The sequence below is a fragment of the Vallicoccus soli genome, from assembly GCF_003594885.1.
Taxonomy (GTDB): Bacteria; Actinomycetota; Actinomycetes; order Motilibacterales; family Motilibacteraceae; genus Vallicoccus; species Vallicoccus soli.
Genome location: NZ_QZEZ01000002.1, coordinates 479,778 through 500,693 on the forward strand (window position 1 = coordinate 479,778; position 20,916 = coordinate 500,693).

The window sequence follows — 20,916 nt, forward strand, 5'->3', positions numbered from 1 at the left end:
TGGAGGTCCGATGACGCACCGCCGCAGATGGGCAGCAGCCGGGACAGGGACCCTGCTCGCCGCCGCCCTCGCCGTCACCACCCCGGGCGCGACCGCCGCGGGCCCGGCGAGCAGCGGCGTCGCCGCGGTCGTCGCGTCCGGCGAGCGGCTCGCCCCCGGCGAGACCGCGCTCGTCCGCCTGGCGGTGCCGGACCGCGCCGCGGCCGACCGCCTGGTCGCCTCCGGGGCCGACGTGGCGGCAGGCCCCAGCCGGCGCGGCGGCGTCGTGACCGTCGACGTGGTCCTCACCGGGCGCGAGCTGGCCGCGCAGCAGCGCGCCGGTGCCCGCCTGGTGCAGGTGGTGCAGCGCGAGGGGCAGGGCACCGCCCGGTACGCCGCCTCCGCCCGCGCCGCCGCCGCGGCAGCGCGGGGGCCGCAGCGGACCGCCGCGGCCCGCGCGGGCGCCGCCGACGTCGCGAACCCCGACGTCCTGGCCTTCGGCCAGGCGTACTGGTGGACGTCGAAGGGCCAGACCTTCGCGCAGGTGCAGGTGGGCACCTCCGCGACCGACGACCCGGACCTGGAGGTCGAGGTCACCTGGAGGACGGCGGACGGGCGGAGCGGCACGTTCCCGCTCGTGCGCTTCGTCGACGCGGGCGAGTACCAGTTCCACTACGCGCTGCCCGTGCCGGTGCCGGGGCAGCCCGTCGCGCTCACCGCCGCGTCGAGCCTCGGCGGCACGAAGACCGCGCGCCCGAGCGCCTGGCCCGGCACGACGCCGCCGGACCTGCCCGAGGGCTACCAGAGCGACTTCATCGACGCGTACATGGCGCCCACCGAGGTCAAGGCCCGCATCGCCCGGCTTGGGCGCCAGTACCGCGACCTCGTGACCGTCGTCGACCTGCCGCACCGGACGCAGGGCTACCGGCGGACGGCGACGGCGTACCTGGGCGACCCGGCGACCGCGGCCGTGGTCGTGGAGTCGGTCAAGTTCGGCGACCAGGGCATGAACGGCGTCGTCGTCCAGGCCGTGGACCCGGGCCGGCGGAACCGTCCGCTCACCGCCCGCTACCGCGACCGGGTCCTCACCGTGCAGCTGGCCACCGGCGCGGACGGAGCCGTCTACAGCACGGCGGACGACGTGGCCGAGCTCGTGAGCAAGCGCTTCCCGAACGTGTTCCGGGCCTTCGCCCGGGCCGGGCAGGGCGCCGGCGTCGTGCAGCCCTCGGCGGCCGCACGGCTCGACGACGGGCTCGACGCGCCCGCCGGCGTGAGCCGCCGCCCGTGGACCGTGCAGGCGCTGCGCATCGGCTACCACCGCGACGGGTCGCGGCCGGGCGTGCTCGCGTACTCGCAGGAGCACGCGCGCGAGTGGGCCACCCCGCTCGTCACGCTCGAGTTCGCCGAGCGGCTGCTGGCCAACGCCCGTACGGACGAGGGGACGCGCGAGCTCCTCGAGGAGACCGAGGTCTTCGTCATCCCGACCGTCAACCCGGACGGCGCCAACTACTCGTTCTACGACGAGAACTTCCAGCGCAAGAACCTCGACGACTGGTGCGAGGGCGCCCAGCGCGACCCCGCGAACGCCTCCCGGATCGGCGTCGACATCAACCGGAACTACGCGACGGGGTCGGTGTACGACGGCTACGCGGGCGGCAGCCTGGACTGCCTGTCCGGGACCGCCGCGGGCCCGGCGGAGCTGTCGGAGCCGGAGAGCCGCAACGTCATCGACCTGGCCCGGGCCAACCCGAGCATCCGCTACGCGCTCAACGTCCACAGCTACGGCGGCTACTTCATGTGGTCCCCGGGGGCGTACAAGGCCGAGGGTCGCGTGACGCTCCCCCGCCCGTCGATCGAGACCGCCGCGTCGTTCCTCTCCGACGCCAAGCGCATCGTCGGCGCGATCGCCCGCCACCGCGGCACCGTGACCTGGCCGTCGAACACCGGCCCGGTCGTCGACGTCCTCTACTCCGCGGCCGGCAACTCCGCGGACCAGCTCTACTACGACCTGGACATCACCGCCTGGGACTTCGAGGTCGGCAACGACCTCTGGGACCCGGAGGAGCAGGAGTGGCAGGCCGTCGGCTTCCAGCCGCCGTACGAGGAGGCGCACGAGGAGGCCATGGAGTACGCCGAGGGCCTCGTCGAGCTCGTGCGCATCGCCCGCGACGACGCGCAGGACGGCCGCTGACGCAGGGGTCCGCTGCACCCGCGCCGGCCGCGCCGCCCTCCCGGGCGGCGCGGCCGGTGCCGTACGGGCCGTCAGGCGGCGGGGCGCTGCTCCGCCCAGGCCGCGCGCAGCACGTCCTCGACGGGCGTGACCGGGCGCCCGGCGAGCCGCTCCAGGTCGGTGCTCGTCGTGGCGAGCTCGCCGCGCGCGGTGGTCGCCTCGAGGGCGGCGAGGAAGCCCGCCGTGCCCTCGTCGACGCCGGCGGCGGTGAGGGCCGCGACGTAGTCCTGCGGCGGCAGCGAGCGGTAGGCGACGTCCACGCCGGTCACGGCGCTCGCCGCGCGCGCGATCGCCGCGAAGTCGACGGCGGGGCCGCCGAGCTCGTGCACGTCGCCCGGTCGCCCCTCGGCGAGCACGGCCGCGGCGGCAGCGGCGTAGTCGGCGCGTGCGGCGACGGAGACGCCGGCGTCCCCCGCCGCTCCGAGGAGGGTGCCCGTCGCGGCCCAGGTGCCGAGCTGGGCGGCGTAGTTCTCGGTGTACCAGCCGTTGCGCAGCAGCGCGTGCGGGACGCCGGACGCGGCGAGCAGCTCCTCGGTCGCCTCGTGGTCCGGGGCCAGCGGGTTCGAGGTGCGCCCCGCGCCGAGGATGCTCGTGTACGCCAGCAGCTCCACGCCCGCCTCGCGGGCCGCGTCGACGACCGCGCGGTGCTGCGGCACCCGGCGGCCCGGCTCGCTCCCGCTGACGAGCAGCAGGCGGCGCACCCCGGACAGGGCGGCCCCCAGGGTGCCGGGCCGGTCGTAGTCGGCCTCGCGCACCTCGACGCCCAGCGCGGCCACGTCCCCGGCCCGCTCCGGGGCGCGCACCAGGGCCGCGACCTCTCCGGCGGGCGCGCCGCGCTCGAGCAGCGCGTGGATCACGAGGCGGCCGAGGTGGCCGGTGGCGCCGGTGACGGCGTAGGTGGGCACGGGTCCTCCGGGTGGGCGGGGCGGTTTGCGCAGGGGGAACCCCGCGGCGGCACGGGCTGTTCCGGGGCCGGCGAGCCGTCCACGCCCGCGCCCGGGGTGCCGACGCTCACACCCGGGAACCCCGCCGGGCGGCGGGCCGGCGGGTAGCCTGGACGGGTTCCCGGGCGGCACCACGTCGCCCCTCCCGCGGGCGGACCGCCCGCCAGGTCGCAGGCGCGACGCGCATCCCGACACCAGGGCCGTACCCCGGCCCGCACCGGGCTGCCCTGCCGACGCGGCCTCAGCACGCATCGGAGCTCCATGCCCCACGGCACCACCAGCACGTCCGGCACGACCCGCCCCACCCCCCGCAGCACCGCCCGGCCGCAGCACCGCCCGGCCGCAGCGCGGACCACGTACGGCCGGCGCCCCGCGCCCCGCCCGACCGGTCCGGACCCGCTCGAGCAGCTGTTCACCGCGTCGGCCGAGGCCTTCGACGCGACCGCGGAGCTGCCCTCGTTCCACGACCTCGGCCTGCCGCAGCCGCTCGTCACCGCGCTGGAGCGGCGCGGCATGCACGCGCCGTTCGCCATCCAGGCCCGCGTCATGCCCGACGCGCTCGCCGGGCGGGACGTCCTCGGCCGCGCCCAGACCGGCTCCGGCAAGACGCTCGGCTTCGGCCTGCCGATGCTGACCCGCCTGGCCGGCGGCACCCGCGAGAGCCGCCGCCCGCGGGGCCTCGTCCTCGTCCCGACCCGCGAGCTGGCCAACCAGGTCCGCGACGCGCTCGGCCCGCTGGGGCACGCGCTCGACCTGCGCCTCGGCGTCGTCGTCGGCGGCGCCCCGTACAGCCGGCAGATCGAGCAGCTGCGCCGCGGCGTCGACGTGCTCGTCGCCACCCCGGGCCGGCTCATCGACCTGCTCGACCGCGGCGAGGTGCGCCTCGACGCCGTCGAGGTCACCGTGCTCGACGAGGCCGACTACATGGCGGACCTGGGCTTCCTGCCCGCGGTCACGCAGATCCTCGACCTCACCCCCGCGGGCACGCAGCGCCTGCTCTTCTCGGCCACGCTGGACAGCGGCGTGCGCCGGCTCGTCACCGCGTACCTGCGCGACCCGGCGGCTCACGCGGTCGCCGACGCCACGTCGCACGTCGAGAACATGGAGCACCGGGCGTACGTCGTGCGCCCGCACGAGAAGCTCGCCGTCCTCGCCGAGATCGCCCAGCGCCCGGCGCGCACGCTGTTCTTCGCGCGGACCAAGCAGGGCGCCCAGCGCCTCGCCGACCAGCTCGTCGAGGCGGGCGTGCCGGCGACGGCGATCCACGGCGACCTGCCGCAGGGCGCGCGCCAGCGCGCGCTCGGCGCCTTCGCCGCGGGCCGCAGCCGCGTGCTCGTCGCCACGGACGTCGCCGCGCGCGGCATCCACGTCGACGAGCTCGACCTCGTCGTGCACGTGGACCCGCCGGCGGACCACAAGGACTACCTGCACCGCTCCGGCCGCACGGCGCGCGCGGGCACCGCGGGCGTCGTCCTGTCGATCCTGCTGCCGGGGCAGCGCCGCACCGCCGCCCAGCTGTTCGACCGGGCCGGCGTCGAGGCCGACATGCGGTACGTCGCCCCCGGCGACGAGCTCGTCCGCGAGCTCGCCGAGTCCGGCGAGCCGGTCGTCGTCAAGGAGGAGCCGCGCCGGTCCTCCGGCCCGCGCCGCTCCGGCCCCCGCCGCCCGGGCGGGCGCTACCGGGGCGAGCGCAGCGACCGCGGCGAGCGGGGCGAGCGCAGCGAGCACCGGGGTCCGCGCCGACCGCGGGCCGACGCCGCCTGATCGCCCACCACGGGTAGCGCAGAAGGCGCCCCTGTCGCGCTAGGTCCGCGACAAGGGCGCCTTCTGCGCTACCGGGCCGGGGGGGCGTCGCCCAGCCCATCGACGACACGGCCGTGCTGCGCGTGCGGCCGAAGTCCAGCCGGCGGGCGAGCTCGCCGTACGTGGTCCGGCCGCGGCGGGCGCGCACGACGTCCGCGACCAAGCGGAGCGCGCCGCAGCACGGGCCCGGCCCGACCACCTCGCGCACCTCGACGCCGTGCTCCCGGAGCAGGCGCCGCGCGACTCGTCCGGCGTGATGGACATCGACCAGCCGTGCAGGGCGTCCTCGGACACCCGCGTCTAGGACCACTCCTGCACGACCTCGACCCCCCGGCAGCCGGCTGGTGCGGGTGCGGTCGACCGTGTCGAAGAGGTACGTGCCCCCGCGCGCCGGGACGCGCGCCGTCTCCGCCACCACCCGGGGCAGGTCGTCGACGTGCTCCAGGACGTCGCAGCAGTACACGACGTCGAAGCCGCGTTCCTCCACCGGCAGCGACTCCCCCGCGCCCACCCGGTCGTCGATCGCGAGCCCCGACGCCTCCGCGTGCCGGCGCGCCGTCGCGACCGACACCGCCGACGGGTCGACGCCGGTCACCCGGAGGCCGAGGCGGGCGAACTCCTCGGCGAGGAAGCCGCAGCCGATGTCGAGCGCGCGCAGCCCGTGCACCCCCGCGCCGTAGCGCTGCTCCAGCACGGTGCTCCTGCTGCCGCCCGGCCGCCAGGGGCAGCAGTCGGGCACGGGACGGGCTCGGAGGAGGACACTGCGCCCATGATCGGACGGCTCGAGAAGACGGTGCTCGACTGCCCCGACCCGCGGGCGCTGGCGGCGTTCTACGCCGAGGTGCTCGGGATGCGGGTCACCGAGGACTCCCCGGACTGGGTGGTGCTCGGGCGCCGCCCCGGCGACCGCGACCTGGCGTTCCAGCGGGCGGAGCCGTACGACCCGCCGGACTGGCCCCACCCCGGGCACCCGCAGCAGGAGCACCTCGACGTCCGGGTCGACGACGTGGACGCGGCGGAGCGCTCGGTGCTCGCGCTCGGTGCGCGGCGACTGCCCGCCGAGCGCGAGGAGGGCTTCCGGGTGTTCGCCGACCCGGCGGGGCACCCGTTCTGCCTCCTCTTCGGCTGAGCGGCCCGGGACAGGACGCGACGGCTTCACCCGTACGGCCCACGCGACCACGGCGACCGGCCTACGGTCTGCGGCAAGGCGGCGTCGTCCGCGCCGCCTCGCCGCAGCGAGGAGGCTGCCATGCCCCGACGCGTCGTCCGCACCGTCCTGCTGCTGGCCCTGCTGGCCCTGGTGACTGCCGGGGTCGCCGCACCGCCGGCGGTGGCCGTGGAGCCCGTTCCCACCCGCGTGACCGCCGTCGCGACCCCCACCACGGTGCAGGAGGGCGGGGAGGTCCGGGTCACCGCCACGGTGACGACGGAGGCGGGGGAGGCCGTCACGAGCGGTCGGGTCTGGTTCCTGGTCGGCGATGACGCCCTGTCGTGCCACGGTGAGCTCCGGCCCGTCGACGGGTCCGGCCGGGCGACCGCCAGCGTGAGCATGGTGACGTTCGAGGACCGCAAGGTGCACGTGCGCTTCGAGGGGACGGAGACGTACCAGCCGTCCGGTGCGGACGTCCCGATCCGGATGCTGCCCGTCCTGCTCCCGACGCAACTGACGCTCGACGTGCAGCCGGACCTGTGGTTCGGCACTGCGGTGCTCGTCGGTGACGCGGACGGCGGCCGGCACTGGAGCTGCGGCTACTACGACGACGTCCACAACGGCGGCGTCAGGTTCTACGAAGGCGGGGTCCTCCTCGGCGAGGGCGTGTCCGACGACTGGCTCGACGATCCCGCTCTGGTGGGGGCCATCCTGGCACCGGGGCGGCACCAGGTCCGCGCGGAGGTGCCGCCCAGCGACAGCTACATGGGGCGGGACATGGGCCCTGGGTGGGGCCCCAGCTCAGCTACCTCCACGATCACCGTCACCGCCGAGGGGGCCACGGCGAGCCGTGAGCTGGTGCTGAACCCGTCCTTCGAGCGCGACCTCGTGGGCTGGCGCACCACCGGCGCCTCGATGGCACAGGTGCGGCACGCGGGCGCCCGCGACGGCGAGCAGGTGGCGCGCGTCGCTCGCACCGCAGGCGCCGCGTACGGGTTCGCGGGCAGCGCGCCCACGGTGGTGGCGACCAACGGCGGCGCCACCTACGTCGCCTCCGCGCGGGTGGCCGCCGCAGCGGCCAGCAGCGCCGGCGCTCGACTGGGGCTGATGCTGACGGAGCGCGCGCCGGGCGGCGCGGTGCTGCGTGAGACGCGCCGTGACGTCGCTCTCACGACGGGGTGGCGCCGGGTGGCGGTGGCGGCCGTGGCGTCGCGGGGCGGCAGCTCGCTGAGCCTCCGCCTCGAGCAGTCGGGTGCCGTTGCCGGTCATGCCTTCCTCGTCGACGCCGTCAGCCTGAGGGAGGCGTCGCGCAAGCCCGGCATCCCCGGGACGCTCACGACGTACAGCGCCGGGACGGACTGGACGCCGCTGACGGCCGAGGCGAAGCGCGCAAGCCGGCGCACGACCGGGGAGCCGCTCGAGCTGGCCGCGCTGTCGGCGTACCTCGACGGCCGGGGCGCCCGCGCGGGGCGGCAGGTGCTGCGCGGCGTCGTCTACCGCGACGCGGGCGGCGAGCCCGGCACGCTCGTGGGCACGACGAACCCGGTCGCGGTGGGAGCGGGTGCGCCGGCGGGGTGGCGGGCCCTGCGGTTCGACGTCCCGGTCGAGCTGCCCGCCGGCGCGTACTGGTTCGGCCTGCTCTCCGGCGGCACGGGCGGCGTCGCCCGCTACCTCGCCCAGGACTCCCCCGGCGCCCTGCGCACCGGCGGCGACCGCTGGTCCGACGGACCCACCAGGCTCTTCGGGCCGTCCCGCACGGACGCGAAGGACATGCTCCTGCACGGGGTCGGCGGCTGACCGCCCCCCTCGTGCATGATCGCGCCCGGGTGGGGCGTGCCTCCCCCGGCAGCGCCCGGGCGCGGGCTAGCGTCCTGCGGTGACCTACGGCCCCACCTCCCTCAGCGACCTCACCGCGGCCCGCCGCAAGCCCCCGGCGCCGGAGGTGCAGGCCGAGCACGGGCTGGTGGTGGAGGACGTCGAGACCGGGTTCTGCGGCGCGGTCGTGCGGGTGGAGAAGGTGCCGCTCGGGATGACGGTGACGCTGGAGGACCGGCGGGGGAAGGTGCGCAGCTTCCCGCTCGGGCCGGGGTTCCTGCTCGACGGCCGCCCGGTGGTCCTCGTCCGGCCCCGCCCGCAGCAGCAGGCGCCCGCCGCGCCGGCGCGCACCGCCTCGGGCTCGGTGGCGGTGGCCGGGGTGCGGGCGCGGGTGGCGCGCGAGAGCCGGATCTACGTCGAGGGCAAGCACGACGCCGAGCTCGTGGAGCGGGTGTGGGGCGACGACCTGCGCATCGAGGGCGTCGTTGTGGAGCACCTCGGCGGCGTCGACGACCTGCCCGCGGTGGTGCGCGACTTCCGGCCGGGCCCCGGCCGGCGCCTCGGGGTGCTCGTGGACCACCTCGTGCCCGGCTCGAAGGAGCAGCGGATCGCCGACGAGGTGGCCCGCGGGCGGCACGGCGGCGACGTCCTCGTCGTGGGGCACCCCTTCGTCGACGTCTGGCAGGCGGTGAAGCCGTCCTCGCTCGGGATCGCCGCGTGGCCGCAGGTGCCGCGCGGCACCGACTGGAAGGAGGGCGTCGTCGCGGCCCTGGGCTGGGGCGTGCCGACGTGGGAGGCGTGGAAGCGGGTCCTCGCCGCCGTCGACTCGTACGCCGACCTCGAGCCCGCCCTGCTCGGCCGGGTCGAGGAGCTCATCGACTTCGTCACCGCGCCGGGGCCCGGCGGCGCCTAGCCTGGCGGGGACCAGCGCCGCGCCGAGCAGGAGGCACCCGTGGGCCACCCGTACGGACCGTCGTCCCCCTACGGCCGCGAGCCGTCGCCGCTCGGGCAGGGCGCGATGCGCCCGGAGGACGAGCGCACCTGGGGCGCGGTCGCGCACCTGTCCGGGGTCCTCGCCGCCTGGCTCGCGCTGGGCTTCCTCGGCCCGCTCGTCGTGCTCGCGGTGCAGGGGGGCCGCTCGCCCTTCGTGCGCCGGCACGCGACGGAGGCGCTGAACTTCCAGCTCACCCTGCTCCTGCTCACCGTCGTGGCGTCCGTGCTCGCCATCGTCACGCTCGGCGTCGGCCTGCTCGTCGTGCTGCCGATCGGCGTGGTCGTGCTGGTGTACGCGCTCGTCGCGACGGTCCGCGCCACGGTGCGGGCGAGCAGCGGGCGCGACTACCGCTACGGCCTGTCCTGGCGCATCGTCCGCTGAGCGGGGCCGCGACGCCCACGGCCGCGCGACCCTGACGCGCCGTCGGGGTCCGGGGTCAGGGGACGACCGGGGTGCGCACCCGATGCGCCCTGGGTGCCCGCGCGCCGAGCATGGGAGCACCGAGAGAGGAGCACACCCCATGACCGGCACCGAGACCCCGTACCCGACCCACGACCTGCGCGCCCCGCTCGCGCGCCCCACCGAGGAGGACCGCACCTGGGCGGGGGCCGCGCACGGCGGCGCCCTCGCCGGCGTCCTCGCCGGCGGCCTGTTCGGCGTCGTCGCGCCGATCACCGTCCTGCTCGCCCGCGGGCAGGACTCCCCGTACGTGCGCCGCCACGCGTCCGCCGCCCTCAACTTCCAGCTCACCGCGCTGCTCGTGGCCGTCGTCGGCGGGCTCGCCGGCATCGCCGTCACGGTCCTCACCCTGGGCCTGGCGCTCATCGTCGTGCTGCCCGCAGCGCTGGCGTACGTCGCCTTCGCCCTCGTGGTCATGGTCCTGGCCACCGTCCGGGCCGTGCAGGGCGAGGAGTACCGCTACCCGCTGAGCATCCCCTTCGTCCGCTGACGCGCCCTTCGTCCCCGATGCCCTAAACCCACACGCAGGACGAAGACGGGTCGAGGTTCGGCAAAGCCCCTTCCGCTGCGGGTCGAAGTGCGGTTGACTCGCGCCTGTCGCGACGGGGCGTCCCTACGGTGCCGGTCACCCCCCCAGGCCGGAGCCGGGACCGAACGTCGCGCCCGCGCGCGGGCGGGGCCCGACTCCCCCCTCCAGGCCCCGCCCGCGCGGCCAAGCCCCAGCGGCCCCGGGTCAGTCCACGAGGTCGCGCACCACCGCGTCGGCGAGCAGCCGGCCCCGCAGCGTGAGCACGGCGCGTCCCTCCCCGAGCGCCCGCCGGTCGAGCAGCCCGGCGTCCGCGTGCCGCTGGGCGGCGGCGCGGCCGGCGGCGCGCAGCACCTCGAGGGGCACGCCGCGCGCGAGGCGCAGCTCGAGGAGCACCCGCTCGACCCGCCGGTCCTCCCGGTCCAGCACCTCGCGCGCGTGCGCCGGGCTGGCGCCCTCGGCCATCCGCCGGCTGTACGCCGCCGGGTGCTTGACGTTCCACCAGCGCACCCCGCCGACGTGGCTGTGGGCGCCGGGGCCGACGCCCCACCAGCCCGCACCCTCCCAGTACGCGACGTTGTGCCGGCAGGCGTGCTCGGGGCCGCGGGCCCAGTTGCTCACCTCGTACCAGCCGTAGCCCGCGCCGCCGAGCGCCTCCTCGGCCTGCAGGTACTTGTCCGCGAGGTCGTCGTCGTCCGGCACGGGCAGCAGGCCGCGCCGCACCTGGGCGGCGAGGCGGGTGCCCTCCTCCACGATGAGGGCGTACGCGGACACGTGGTCCGGCGCCGCCGCCAGCACCGCGTCGAGCGAGGCCTGCCAGTCCCGCGCGCTCTCCCCCGGCGTGCCGTAGATGAGGTCGAGGCTCACGTCGAGCCCGGCCGCGCGGGCCTGCTCGACGACGCGGGGCACCCGCTCGGGGTCGTGCGTGCGCTCCAGGACCCGCAGCACGTGCGGCACGGCGGACTGCATCCCGAAGGACACCCGGGTGTAGCCCGCCTCCGCCAGCCGCTGCAGGTAAGCGCTGTCCACACTGTCGGGGTTGGCCTCGGTCGTCACCTCGGCGCCGGCGTCGAGCCCCAGGGCGTCGCGCACGCCCGCCAGCAGGCGCGCCAGGTCCTCCGCCGGCAGCAGGGTGGGCGTACCGCCGCCGAGGAAGACGGTCGGCACCCCGGAGTGCCGCCCGTCGAGGACGCGCGCGGCGAGGCGCACCTCCTGCAGGGCCGCGTCCACGTACGACACCCGGCTCGCCCCGGGCAGCGGGCCGAGCTCCTCGGCCGTGTAGGTGTTGAAGTCGCAGTAGCCGCAGCGCGTCGTGCAGAACGGCACGTGCACGTACACCGACAGCGGGCGCTCGGCGAGCTCGTCCAGCGCGGCAGGCGGCAGCGACCCGTCGGCCGGAGCCGGGTCGCCGTCGGGGAGGGTCGACGGCACGGGCGGGGTCAGGCGTCCTGGTAGAAGGCGTCGAGGGTGGGCCGGAACTCGCGCTCCACGAAGCGGCGCTTGACCTTCATGCTGGGCGTCAGCTCGCCGTGCTCCACGTCGAGGTCGCGCGGCAGCACCGCGAAGCGGCGGACCTGCTCGTGGCGGGCCACCGAGGCGTTGAGCTGGTCGACCGCCGCGGACAGCATCGCCTGCACCTGCGGGTCGCGGGTGAGCTCCTCGTACGACGCGCCGTCCTTGCCGTTGGCCTTCGCCCAGCCGCGGATCTCGTCCGCGTCGAGGGTGAGCAGGGCCGAGCAGAACGTGCGCCCGTCCCCGTGGACGACGACCTGCGACAGGTAGGGGCACAGCGCCTTGAGCCGGATCTCGACGGCCTGCGGCGCGACGTACTTGCCGTTGCTCGTCTTGATGAGGTCCTTCTTGCGGTCGGTGATGCGCAGGAACCCGTCGGGGTCGAGCTCGGCGATGTCGCCGGTGCGCAGCCAGCCGTCGGCGTCGAGGACCTGCGCCGTCTCCTCCTCGCGGTGGTGGTAGCCGCGCATGACGGCCGGCCCGCGCACCTGCAGCTCGCCGTCCTCGCCGAGGCGCATCTCCATGCCGGGCAGCGGCCTGCCGACGGTGCCGAACCGGAACGCGCCCGGACGGTTGGCGAAGATGGCGGCGGAGGTCTCGGTGAGGCCGTACCCCTCGAGGATGAGCACGCCCATGGCGTGGAAGAACTCCGCGACGTCCTGGCTCAGCGCGGCGCTGCCGGACACGAAGTACTTCATCCGCCCGCCGAAGCGCCCGCGGACCTTGGACAGCACGAGCCGGTCGGCCACCGCGTGCTGCGCGGCGAGCAGCGGGCCCGGCGCCCGGCCCTGCTGGCGGCGCTGCGACACCTCGCGGCCGGTCGCGAGCGCCCAGCGGAAGAGCTTCTCCTTCGCGCCGCCGGCCTGCGTCACCTGGCCCACGACCCGGTTGTGCACCTTCTCGAAGATGCGCGGGGCCGCGGCCATGAAGGTCGGGCGGACCGTCGCCAGGTCGTCGACGAGCGTGGTCACGTCCCCGTTCACCGCGGTGACGAAGCCGATGCGGAAGTGCGCGCAGGTGCAGATCTTGCCGAAGACGTGCGAGAGCGGGAGCCAGAGGTACTGCAGGTCGTCGACGTCGAACAGGCCCAGCGCCTCGATGGCCACGGCCTCGTACGTCCAGTTGTCGTGCACGAGGCGCACGCCCTTGGGGCGCCCGGTCGTGCCCGAGGTGTAGATGAGCGTCGCCAGGTCCTCGGGCCCGAGGGTGTCGACGACGTCGGTCACCGCTGACGGCTCGCGCTCGAGGCGCGCGCGGCCGCGGGCGCGCAGCTCGTCGAGCCCGACGACCCAGCCGTCGTCCCCGTGGTCGGCGCCCTCCTGCAGCGCGACGACGAGCTCCACGTGCGGCAGCGACGCGCGCTGCTCGCGCAGCTTCGCGACCTGGTCCTGGTCCGCGAGCACGACCCGGCAGCGCGCGTCGCCCAGGATGTACGCCACGTCGTCGGCCACGGTGGACGGGTAGACGGCCGTCGTCGCCGCACCGGCGCACAGGACCGCCGTGTCGACGAGCACCCACTCCACGCTGGTGGCGCCGATGACCGCGACGGAGTCGCCGCGCTGCACCCCGACCTCGAAGAGGCCGGCCGCGGTGGCCTCCACGAGCTCGCGCGCCTGGCGCCAGGTGAGCGACTGCCACTGCCCCGCGGCGTCCTTGCCGCGGAACGCCTCGCGCTCGGGCGTCGCCTCGACCCGGTCGAGGAACATCCGCGCCACCGACGGCGGGCGGGTCGGCAGGGTCTCCCGCGTCGTCACGGTCGTCACGCCTCGATGGTGCCAGACCCGGGCACCCGGCGGCGGGCCCTCCCGCCCCCTGCTGCTCAGGACGGCACCGGCACGCGCTCGAGCACGCGTCGCAGCGACGGCGCGAGGCGGTCCTGCGCGAGCAGGAGACGTACGCGCGCCGGGTCGACCGGCGCGGCGCCCGGCACGCCCGCCCGGGCGGCCTCGCCGACGGTGACCCCGTGCGCCGGCCGGTCGAGCACCTCGACCGCGTCCCCGGCGCGCACCTCGCCCTCGACGAGGACGCGCAGGTACGCCCCCGGCCACCCGCGCTCCGCGAAGCGGCGCACCCAGCCGGGCACCCCGAGGCGCCGCTGGAAGGTCACGCAGGGCGTGCGCGGCTGCGCGACCTCGAGGACGGCGAGCCCGACCCGCCAGCGCTCCCCGACCACCGCTCCCGTGACGTCGACACCGGCGGTGGTGAGGTTCTCGCCGAAGGCGCCCGGCGGCAGGTCGCGCCCCAGCTCCGCGGCCCACGCCGCGAGGTCCTCGGCGGCGTAGGCGTAGACCGCCTTGTCGGGCCCGCCGTGGTGCTTGGTGTTGACCACGTGGTCGCCCCCGGCGCCGAGGCGCGCGAGCACGACCGGGCCGTCCTGCGGCAGCTTCGCGATGCCGCTGGGGCGTCGCTGCGCCGGCAGCTGCACGGTCGTGCGGGCCACGTTGACCGAGACCACCCGCGCCGGCCCGGCGCCGCCCGCGGCGCGGGGGGCGGGGACCGTACGGCTCACTTCTTGGCCTTGTCGCCGGTGTCGCTCGTCGAGAGCGCGGCGATGAAGGCCTCCTGCGGGACCTCGACGCGGCCGACCATCTTCATCCGCTTCTTGCCCTCCTTCTGCTTCTCCAGCAGCTTGCGCTTGCGGGAGATGTCGCCGCCGTAGCACTTGGCGAGGACGTCCTTGCGGATGGCGCGGATGTTCTCGCGGGCGATGACCCGCGAGCCGATGGCGGCCTGGATCGGCACCTCGAACTGCTGGCGCGGGATGAGCTCGCGCAGGCGCTGGGTCATCTGCACGCCGTAGGAGTAGGCCTTGTCCTTGTGCACGATGGCGCTGAAGGCGTCGACCGTCTCGCCCTGCAGCAGGATGTCGACCTTGACGAGCTGGCCCTGCTCCTCGCCCGTGGGCTCGTAGTCCAGCGAGGCGTAGCCGCGGGTGCGCGACTTCAGGTTGTCGAAGAAGTCGAACACGATCTCGGCCAGCGGCAGCGTGTAGCGCAGCTCGACGCGGTCCTCGGACAGGTAGTCCATCCCGAGCAGCGTGCCGCGCCGGGACTGGCACAGGTCCATGATCGCGCCCACGTAGTCGCTCGGCGCGAGGATCGTCGAGCGCACGACCGGCTCCCAGACCTCGGCCACCTTGCCCGTCGGGAACTCGCTCGGGTTGGTCACGGTGATCTCCGAGCCGTCCTCCATGACGACGCGGTAGACGACGTTCGGCGCGGTCGAGATGAGGTCGAGGCCGAACTCGCGCTCGAGGCGGTCGCGGGTGATCTCCAGGTGCAGCAGGCCGAGGAAGCCGCAGCGGAAGCCGAAGCCCAGCGCGGCGGACGTCTCGGGCTCCCACACCACGGCGGCGTCGTTGAGCTGCAGGCGCTCGAGGGCGTCGCGCAGGTCCGGGTACTGGTCGCCGTCGATCGGGTAGAGCCCGGAGAACACCATGGGGCGCGGGTCCTTGTAGCCGCCGAGCATGTCCGTGGCGCGGGTGGACGCCGACGTGACGGTGTCGCCGACCTTGGACTGGCGCACGTCCTTCACGCCGGTGATGAGGTAGCCGACCTCGCCCACCCCGAGCCCCTCGCCGGGGACCGGCTCGGGGCTGATGACGCCGACCTCGAGCATCTCGTGGGTCGCACCGGTCGACATCATGAGGATGCGCTCGCGCTTGGACAGGTGCCCGTCGACCACGCGGACGTACGTCACCACGCCGCGGTAGGCGTCGTACACCGAGTCGAAGATCATCGCGCGCGCCGGGCCGTCGGGGTCGCCGACCGGCGCCGGGACGCTGCGCACGATCTCCTCGAGGACGTCCGGCACGCCCTCGCCGGTCTTGGCGCTGACCCTCAGCACCTCGGACGGGTCGCAGCCGATGATCCGGGCGAGCTCCTCGGCGTACTTCTCCGGCTGCGCCGCCGGCAGGTCGATCTTGTTGAGCACCGGGATGATGTGCAGGTCGTTCTCGAGCGCCAGGTAGAGGTTCGCCAGCGTCTGCGCCTCGATGCCCTGCGCGGCGTCGACGAGCAGCAGCGTGCCCTCGCAGGCGGCGAGCGAGCGGGACACCTCGTACGTGAAGTCGACGTGCCCCGGGGTGTCGATCATGTTGAGCGCGTACGTCGTGCCGTCCTGCGACGTCCACGGCATCCGCACCGCCTGGCTCTTGATCGTGATGCCGCGCTCGCGCTCGATGTCCATGCGGTCGAGGTACTGCGCGCGCATGCTCCGCTCGTCGACCACGCCGGTGAGCTGGAGCATGCGGTCGGCCAGCGTCGACTTGCCGTGGTCGATGTGCGCGATGATGCAGAAGTTCCGGATCAGCGCGGGGTCGGTCCGGCTCGGCTGCGGCGCGGCGGTGTTCAGGGGCACTCAGGGTCCGTCTCGGGGTCTCGGCGGGTCGCGCCGGTGCGGGCTCACGGGCTGGCCCCAGTCTCCCACGCGCGCGGACGGGCCCGTGGTTTGGCCGGGGGGAGGACCGCCCGGTAGTCTGTGCGGCTGCGAGTGCTCCGCGTCCGGTCCCGGACCGTGCGGTGCCCCACCGAACGAGACCGACCGAAGCGACGAAGAAGGCTGCGACGTGGCGAACATCAAGTCCCAGATCAAGCGCATCAGGACCAACGAGGCGGCGCGGCAGCGCAACAAGGCGGTCAAGAGCGAGCTCAAGACCCAGGTGCGCAAGTTCCGCGAGGCCGCCGAGGCCGGCAACACCGAGGCCGCGGCCGACCTGCTCCGCCTGGCGTCGAAGAAGCTCGACAAGGCCGTGAGCAAGGGCGTCATCCACAAGAACCAGGCGGCCAACCGCAAGTCGGCCCTGGCGAAGCGCTTCTCCGCGCTCTGAGCCGACCGGCTCCGCCGCGCGGCCGCCGCGCAGACCACCGGGAGCGCCGCACCCCTCGAGGGGTGCGGCGCTCCCGTGCGTCGGAGGGCCGGTGGGCGCCGCTCAGCGGTGCGCGGCGCGGGTCAGCGCCGGTCGCGCGAGCCGGCCACCGTGACGACCATCCGCTGCAGGACGTGGAGCGGGTCGCCCCCGCCGCCGGACTTGAGGTCGAGGTCGGCCGCGGCCACCGCCGACAGGGCGCGGGTGATGCCGGCGCCGTCCCAGCCCTTGACCTGGCCGCGCACCGTGCGCACCTTCCACGGCGGCATGCCGAGGTCGCGGGCGAGGTCGCCCTCGCGCAGCCCCCGCGGGGCGGTCGCGACCTTGACGATGCTGCGCAGCGCCATCGCCGTGGCGGCCACGACGAGCACCGGGTCGGTGCCCGAGGACACCGCGCGGCGCAGCGCGAGCAGCGCCTCGCCCACCCGGCCCTCGACGGCGCGGTCGGCGACGACGAAGCCGCTGACCTCGGCGTGGCCGCGGTAGTAGCGCTGCACGACCTCGGCGTCGATCGCGCCCTCGGTGTCGGAGCACAGCTGGTGGACCGCGCCGGCCAGCGCCCGCAGGTCGCCGCCGACCGCCTCGAGCAGCGCCTCCACGGCGTCGCCGGCGGCGCGGCGCCGGTGCGCCTTGAACTCCCCCGCGACGAAGGCCAGCTTGTCGCTGCGCTTCTTCACCTCCGCGCAGGCGACCTCGGCGGCGCCGGCCGCCCGGGCCGCCTTGAGCAGGCCCGAGCCGCGGGGGCCGCCGCGGTGGGTGAGGACCAGCGACACCTCGTCGGGGACGGTGCCGACCTGCTGCTTGAGGCCCTCGACGAGGGTGTCCGCGGCCTCGTGCAGGCCGCGGACCACGATGACCTTGCGCTCGCCGAACAGCGACGGGCTCGACAGCTCCACGACGCGCCCGGGGTCCAGCCCGACGGCCGGCAGGTCGTGGACCTCGACCTCGGGGTCCTGCTCGCGGGCGGCGAGCACCACGGCGCGCACCGCGCGGTCGACGAGCAGCTCCTCGGGCCCGACGACGAGCGTGACGGGGGCGGCGGGCACGGGTCCGACCCTAACCGGCCGGCCCGACCGGTACGACGCGCCGAGGCCCGACCTGGCCGCCCCGCTCACCGCGCCTACCGCCGGCCCTGCACGCGCAGCCGGTCCGCGGGGCCGAGCACGGCCACGTCGCCCCGCTCGTCGGTGCGCACGACGAGCGACCCCGTCGAGGCGGCCAGGCGCAGGGCGGAGGGCGCCGGGTGGCCGTACGGGTTCCCGGCGCCGGAGGACACCACGGCGAGCCGGGCCGCGACGACCGCGAAGAGCAGCGGCAGCTGGTCGGCGGAGCCGTGGTGCGGGACCTTGAGGACGTCGTACGGCCCACCGTCCGCCGCGCCGTCGCCGTCGGCGTCGACCCGCCGCAGCAGGCGCAGCTGCCCGCCCGGCTCGACGTCGCCGGTGAGCAGCGCGCGCAGCCCGCCCGCGCGCACGTCGAGGACCAGGCTCGCGTCGTTGACCGGCGACGCCCCGTCGGGCGCGCCGTCCGGCCCGAGCACCGTCCAGGAGACCGCGCCGTGGGCGGTGCGCTGGCCGAGCACCGCGCGGCGCAGGGGGACGCCGGCGGCGTCGAGCGCCTCCCGCAGCCGGCGCACCGCGGCGGGGCTCGCCGCGGGCTCCTCGAGCGGTCCGACGACGACCTCCCCGACCGGGCGGCGCAGCACGCCCGCGAGGCCGTCGACGTGGTCGGCGTGCAGGTGGGTGAGGACCAGCGCCGCCACCCGCCGCACCCCGAGGTCGCGCAGGCAGCGGTCCACCGGCCCGGGGTCGGGGCCCGCGTCGACGACGACCGCGGTGCCGCGGCCGGCGGCGAGGACGAGCGCGTCGCCCTGACCGACGTCGCAGGCGACGAGCGCCCAGCCGGGGGGCGGCCACGGCGCCCGTCGGGCCGCCGAGGGCGCCACGAGGACCAGCAGGGCGGCGGCGGCGAGGGCGACCGGCAGCGGGCGGCGGCGCAGGACGGCCGGGAGGCGTACGAGCGCGAGCGCCCCCGCCAGCGTGACCAGCGCCAGCAGGAGCGCCCCGGGGACGCCGCCCGGCCACGCGACGGCGGCCCCGGGCACGTCCGCCGCGCGGGTCGCGACCGTGACGATCCACCACGCCGGCGCCCCCGAGAGCGTGCCCGCCACGGCGGCGGGGCCGTCCCCCAGCGGCGCGAGCACGGCCGCCAGGACGCCGAGGACCGTGGCGGGCGGCACCGCCGGGGCGACGAGCAGGTTGGCCGGCACGGCGACGAGGCTGACCTCGGACGAGAGCAGCACGACGACCGGCCCGCACACGGCCTGCGCCGCGACGGGCACCGCGACCGCCGCGGCCAGCCACCGCGGCAGCCGGCGCTCCAGCCGACGGGTGAGCGGACCGGCGAGCACGAGCAGGCCGGCGGTGGCGAGCACGCTGAGGGCGTAGCCGTAGGACCGCGCCAGCCACGGGTCGAGCAGGACGAGTCCCAGCGCGGCGGCGCACAGCGCGGGCACGCCCAGCCGGCGCCGCCCGGAGGCGAGCGCGGCGACCGCGACGAGGCCCATCACCGTCGCCCGCAGCACGCTGGGCTGCGGGCGAGCGAGCACGAGGAACCCGAGCAGGGCCAGCGCCCCCAGCACCGGCAGCGCCCGACCGCGCACGCCCGCCCACCGCGCCGCGAGCAGCACGGCGCCGAGCACGATCGCGCAGTTCGCGCCGCTCACCGCGACGAGGTGCGTCAGCCCCGCCGTCCGGAAGTCCTCCTCCAGGTCCGCGGGCAGCCCGCTCGTGTCGCCGACCACGAGGCCCGGCACGAGGCCGCGCTCGCGCTCGGGCAGCCCGGACACCGCGGTGCGGAGCCCCTCCCGCAGGTCCCCGGCGGTGCGCTGCACGGCGCCGGCAGCGGCGAGGCGCTCCGGCCCGCCGCGCGCGGACAGGACGGCGGCCTGCGCGTCGCCCGGCCGGGCCGGGCCCAGCCGGCCCTCGGCGCGGACCCGCTGGCCCGGCAGCGCGCCCCGCCAGGCCGGGTCGTCGGCCAGGACCAGGACGGGTACCCGGGCCCGCAGCCCGCCGCGGCCGTCGGAGCGCAGCCCCTCCAGGCGGGCCGGGACGAGCAGGAGGTCGGAGCGCGAGGGGCCTCCCGCGTGCGCCCGTGGGTCGCCCGTCACGACCAGGTCGGCCACGACGTGCGCCCGGACCGCGCCGAGCGCCGCCACCTCCCCGCCGCGCACGGCGTCGACCCGTACGGCCGCCGCCGCGGCCCCGCCGGCGCCGCAGGCCACGACCGCCGCGGCGACGAGGGCGGCGGACCGGCGCGGGCCGGGCCGCCGCGCCAGCGCGAGCAGCGCCAGGAGCGGTACCAGGCTGCCGGCGGCGCCTAGCAGCACGGGCCGCGGGGGTATCCCGAGCGCCAGCCAGGCGCCGGCCCAGCCCGCGGCGGCGGGGGCGACGAGGCGCAGGTCGGGCCGCTCCGGGGGGCGGGCGCTCACACCCGCACCAGGGGCGCCAGGTCGGCGAAGGTGCTCGGGCCGACGCCCGACACCTCCTGCAGCTCCTCCACCGCGCGGAAGCCCCCGTGCTCCTCGCGGAAGTCGAGGATGCGCTGCGCCAGCACGGGCCCGACGCCCGGCAGCTCCTCCAGCTCGGGACCGGTGGCGGTGTTGAGGTCCAGCGGGCCGTCGGTGGAGCCGGCCGCGCCGGTGCCGCCGGTCGCGCCGGTGCCGCCGGTGGGACCTCCCGTGGCGGGTCCGGGCGCGGGCGGGGCGGTGGTCGGCGGCAGCTCGCCCGGGGCGAGCACCAGCACCTGCTCGCCGTCGGCGAGGACCCGCGCGAGGTTCAGCGCGGTGAGGTCGGCGCCGCGCGACGGGCCGCCCGCCCGCTCCAGCGCGTCGGCGACCCGCGCACCGGCGGGCAGGCGCACCACCCCGGGCCGGGTGACCCGCCCCGTGACGTGCACGACGACCTCGACGGCCGCCGCCGTCGGCTGCGGCGCGCCGGGCGCGGCGGTGGCGCCGGGTGCCACCGCCGGCACCGGGGCGGCCCCCGCCGCCCCGGCGGGCTCCCCGGGCGCCGGGGGCGCGGTCGTGCCCGGCAGCGCGTCGCCCCCCGGCCTGGCGCGCTCCGCCACCGCCAGCGGCTCGACCTGCCCGCGCCCGGCCCACCAGTAGCCGAGCCCGAGCAGCGCCGCGAGCAGCGCGACCACCGCGAGCCCGACGACGGCCCGCGGGGCGAGGGCCACGCGCCCGCCGGCGAGGGTGGCCGGCAGCAGCCCGGGCGACGGCGGCGGGGGTGCGCCCTCCTCCCACGGCAGCGGGCGCCTCGCCCGCCACGGGCCGCCGGGCTCCCCGTCGTCGTCCGGGTCGCCCGGGGACGACGGCGTCCAGGGCCGGTCGGCGGCGGGCTCCGGCGCCTCCCACCGCCACGGCGGGACCGCCCAGCCGGGGGGCTCGCCCGCGGCGGGGTCGCGCGGCACCCAGCCCGGCGTCGCACCACCCGTCCGGGGACGGGCGGTGCGCGGCGGACGCGGGTCCGGGGTCGTCGGGTCGGTCACGTCGCGACGCTACGAGCGGGCGGTCGTGCGGACCCTCCGCCACCGCGCGGGCTGTGGACAGGCACCGCCCGCGGTCCCTGTGGATG

16 protein-coding genes and 1 pseudogene are annotated in these 20,916 nt (G+C 76.9%); 8 read left to right on the forward strand and 9 right to left on the reverse strand.

Annotated features, from left to right (window positions below; all coding sequences use genetic code 11):
* The first annotated feature begins 10 nt into the window (after positions 1–10).
* Positions 11–2,170, forward strand: coding sequence for a M14 family zinc carboxypeptidase (locus D5H78_RS07475; protein WP_119949769.1), 2,160 nt, complete (start codon positions 11–13; stop codon positions 2,168–2,170).
* A 71-nt stretch (positions 2,171–2,241) separates the two neighbouring features.
* Here the strand turns inward: D5H78_RS07475 and D5H78_RS07480 are convergent, their stop codons facing one another.
* A complete protein-coding gene (locus D5H78_RS07480; RefSeq protein WP_119949770.1) occupies positions 2,242–3,114 on the reverse strand; it encodes an NAD(P)H-binding protein in 873 nt (290 codons plus the stop codon).
* 300 nt (positions 3,115–3,414) lie between these two features.
* Between D5H78_RS07480 and D5H78_RS07485 the strand changes: the two genes are divergently transcribed.
* Positions 3,415–4,917 (forward strand): DEAD/DEAH box helicase, encoded by a 1,503-nt coding sequence (locus D5H78_RS07485; RefSeq protein WP_119949771.1) that lies wholly within the window; start codon positions 3,415–3,417, stop codon positions 4,915–4,917.
* A gap of 397 nt (positions 4,918–5,314) precedes the next feature.
* Here the strand turns inward: D5H78_RS07485 and D5H78_RS20530 are convergent.
* Positions 5,315–5,695: pseudogene (locus tag D5H78_RS20530) on the reverse strand (class I SAM-dependent methyltransferase); the annotation flags it as partial.
* 30 nt (positions 5,696–5,725) lie between these two features.
* On the opposite strand from D5H78_RS20530, the gene D5H78_RS07495 reads away from it, so the two are divergent.
* The 5 genes from D5H78_RS07495 to D5H78_RS07515 all read left to right on the forward strand — a co-directional run bounded on the left by D5H78_RS07495 (position 5,726) and on the right by D5H78_RS07515 (position 9,864).
* Positions 5,726–6,085, forward strand: coding sequence for a VOC family protein (locus tag D5H78_RS07495; RefSeq protein ID WP_119949773.1), 360 nt, complete (start codon positions 5,726–5,728; stop codon positions 6,083–6,085).
* A gap of 120 nt (positions 6,086–6,205) precedes the next feature.
* Positions 6,206–7,903, forward strand: a complete 1,698-nt coding sequence (locus D5H78_RS07500) for an Ig-like domain-containing protein (protein WP_119949774.1) — start codon at positions 6,206–6,208, stop codon at positions 7,901–7,903.
* A 79-nt stretch (positions 7,904–7,982) separates the two neighbouring features.
* Positions 7,983–8,834, forward strand: coding sequence for a DUF3097 domain-containing protein (locus D5H78_RS07505; protein WP_119949775.1), 852 nt, complete (start codon positions 7,983–7,985; stop codon positions 8,832–8,834).
* A gap of 39 nt (positions 8,835–8,873) precedes the next feature.
* The gene (locus D5H78_RS07510; RefSeq protein WP_218566339.1) at positions 8,874–9,296 is read left to right on the forward strand and encodes a DUF4870 domain-containing protein; all 423 of its coding nucleotides are present in this window, start codon (positions 8,874–8,876) and stop codon (positions 9,294–9,296) included.
* A 139-nt stretch (positions 9,297–9,435) separates the two neighbouring features.
* The gene (locus D5H78_RS07515) at positions 9,436–9,864 is read left to right on the forward strand and encodes a DUF4870 domain-containing protein (protein ID WP_165865644.1); all 429 of its coding nucleotides are present in this window, start codon (positions 9,436–9,438) and stop codon (positions 9,862–9,864) included.
* 243 nt (positions 9,865–10,107) lie between these two features.
* Here D5H78_RS07515 and hemW read toward each other — a convergent pair whose 3' ends face one another.
* From hemW to lepA, 4 genes are all read right to left on the reverse strand, one after another.
* Complete coding sequence (hemW, locus tag D5H78_RS07520) at positions 10,108–11,331, reverse strand: radical SAM family heme chaperone HemW (RefSeq protein ID WP_119949777.1); 1,224 nt, start codon at positions 11,329–11,331, stop codon at positions 10,108–10,110.
* An 8-nt stretch (positions 11,332–11,339) separates the two neighbouring features.
* Positions 11,340–13,118 (reverse strand): AMP-dependent synthetase/ligase, encoded by a 1,779-nt coding sequence (locus D5H78_RS07525; protein ID WP_119949953.1) that lies wholly within the window; start codon positions 13,116–13,118, stop codon positions 11,340–11,342.
* A 113-nt stretch (positions 13,119–13,231) separates the two neighbouring features.
* The gene (locus D5H78_RS07530; RefSeq protein WP_218566341.1) at positions 13,232–13,921 is read right to left on the reverse strand and encodes an MOSC domain-containing protein; all 690 of its coding nucleotides are present in this window, start codon (positions 13,919–13,921) and stop codon (positions 13,232–13,234) included.
* Positions 13,918–15,765 carry a translation elongation factor 4 gene (gene lepA / locus D5H78_RS07535; protein ID WP_119949955.1) on the reverse strand — a complete coding sequence of 616 codons (1,848 nt, stop codon included), beginning with the start codon at positions 15,763–15,765 and terminating at the stop codon, positions 13,918–13,920. Before lepA ends, D5H78_RS07530 begins: the two co-directional genes overlap by 4 nt.
* Before the next feature lie 214 nt (positions 15,766–15,979).
* Between lepA and rpsT the strand changes: the two genes are divergently transcribed.
* Positions 15,980–16,240 carry a 30S ribosomal protein S20 gene (gene rpsT, locus D5H78_RS07540; protein WP_119949778.1) on the forward strand — a complete coding sequence of 87 codons (261 nt, stop codon included), beginning with the start codon at positions 15,980–15,982 and terminating at the stop codon, positions 16,238–16,240.
* Positions 16,241–16,362: 122 nt separating this feature from the next.
* On the opposite strand, the gene holA is transcribed toward rpsT, so the two are convergent.
* The 3 genes from holA to D5H78_RS07555 all read right to left on the reverse strand — a co-directional run bounded on the left by holA (position 16,363) and on the right by D5H78_RS07555 (position 20,830).
* Positions 16,363–17,325 (reverse strand): DNA polymerase III subunit delta, encoded by a 963-nt coding sequence (holA, locus tag D5H78_RS07545; protein ID WP_119949779.1) that lies wholly within the window; start codon positions 17,323–17,325, stop codon positions 16,363–16,365.
* Positions 17,326–17,399: 74 nt separating this feature from the next.
* Positions 17,400–19,769, reverse strand: a complete 2,370-nt coding sequence (locus D5H78_RS07550; RefSeq protein WP_119949780.1) for a ComEC/Rec2 family competence protein — start codon at positions 19,767–19,769, stop codon at positions 17,400–17,402.
* Positions 19,766–20,830 (reverse strand): ComEA family DNA-binding protein, encoded by a 1,065-nt coding sequence (locus tag D5H78_RS07555; RefSeq protein ID WP_119949781.1) that lies wholly within the window; start codon positions 20,828–20,830, stop codon positions 19,766–19,768. Before D5H78_RS07555 ends, D5H78_RS07550 begins: the two co-directional genes overlap by 4 nt.
* Between the last annotated feature and the right edge of the window lie 86 nt (positions 20,831–20,916).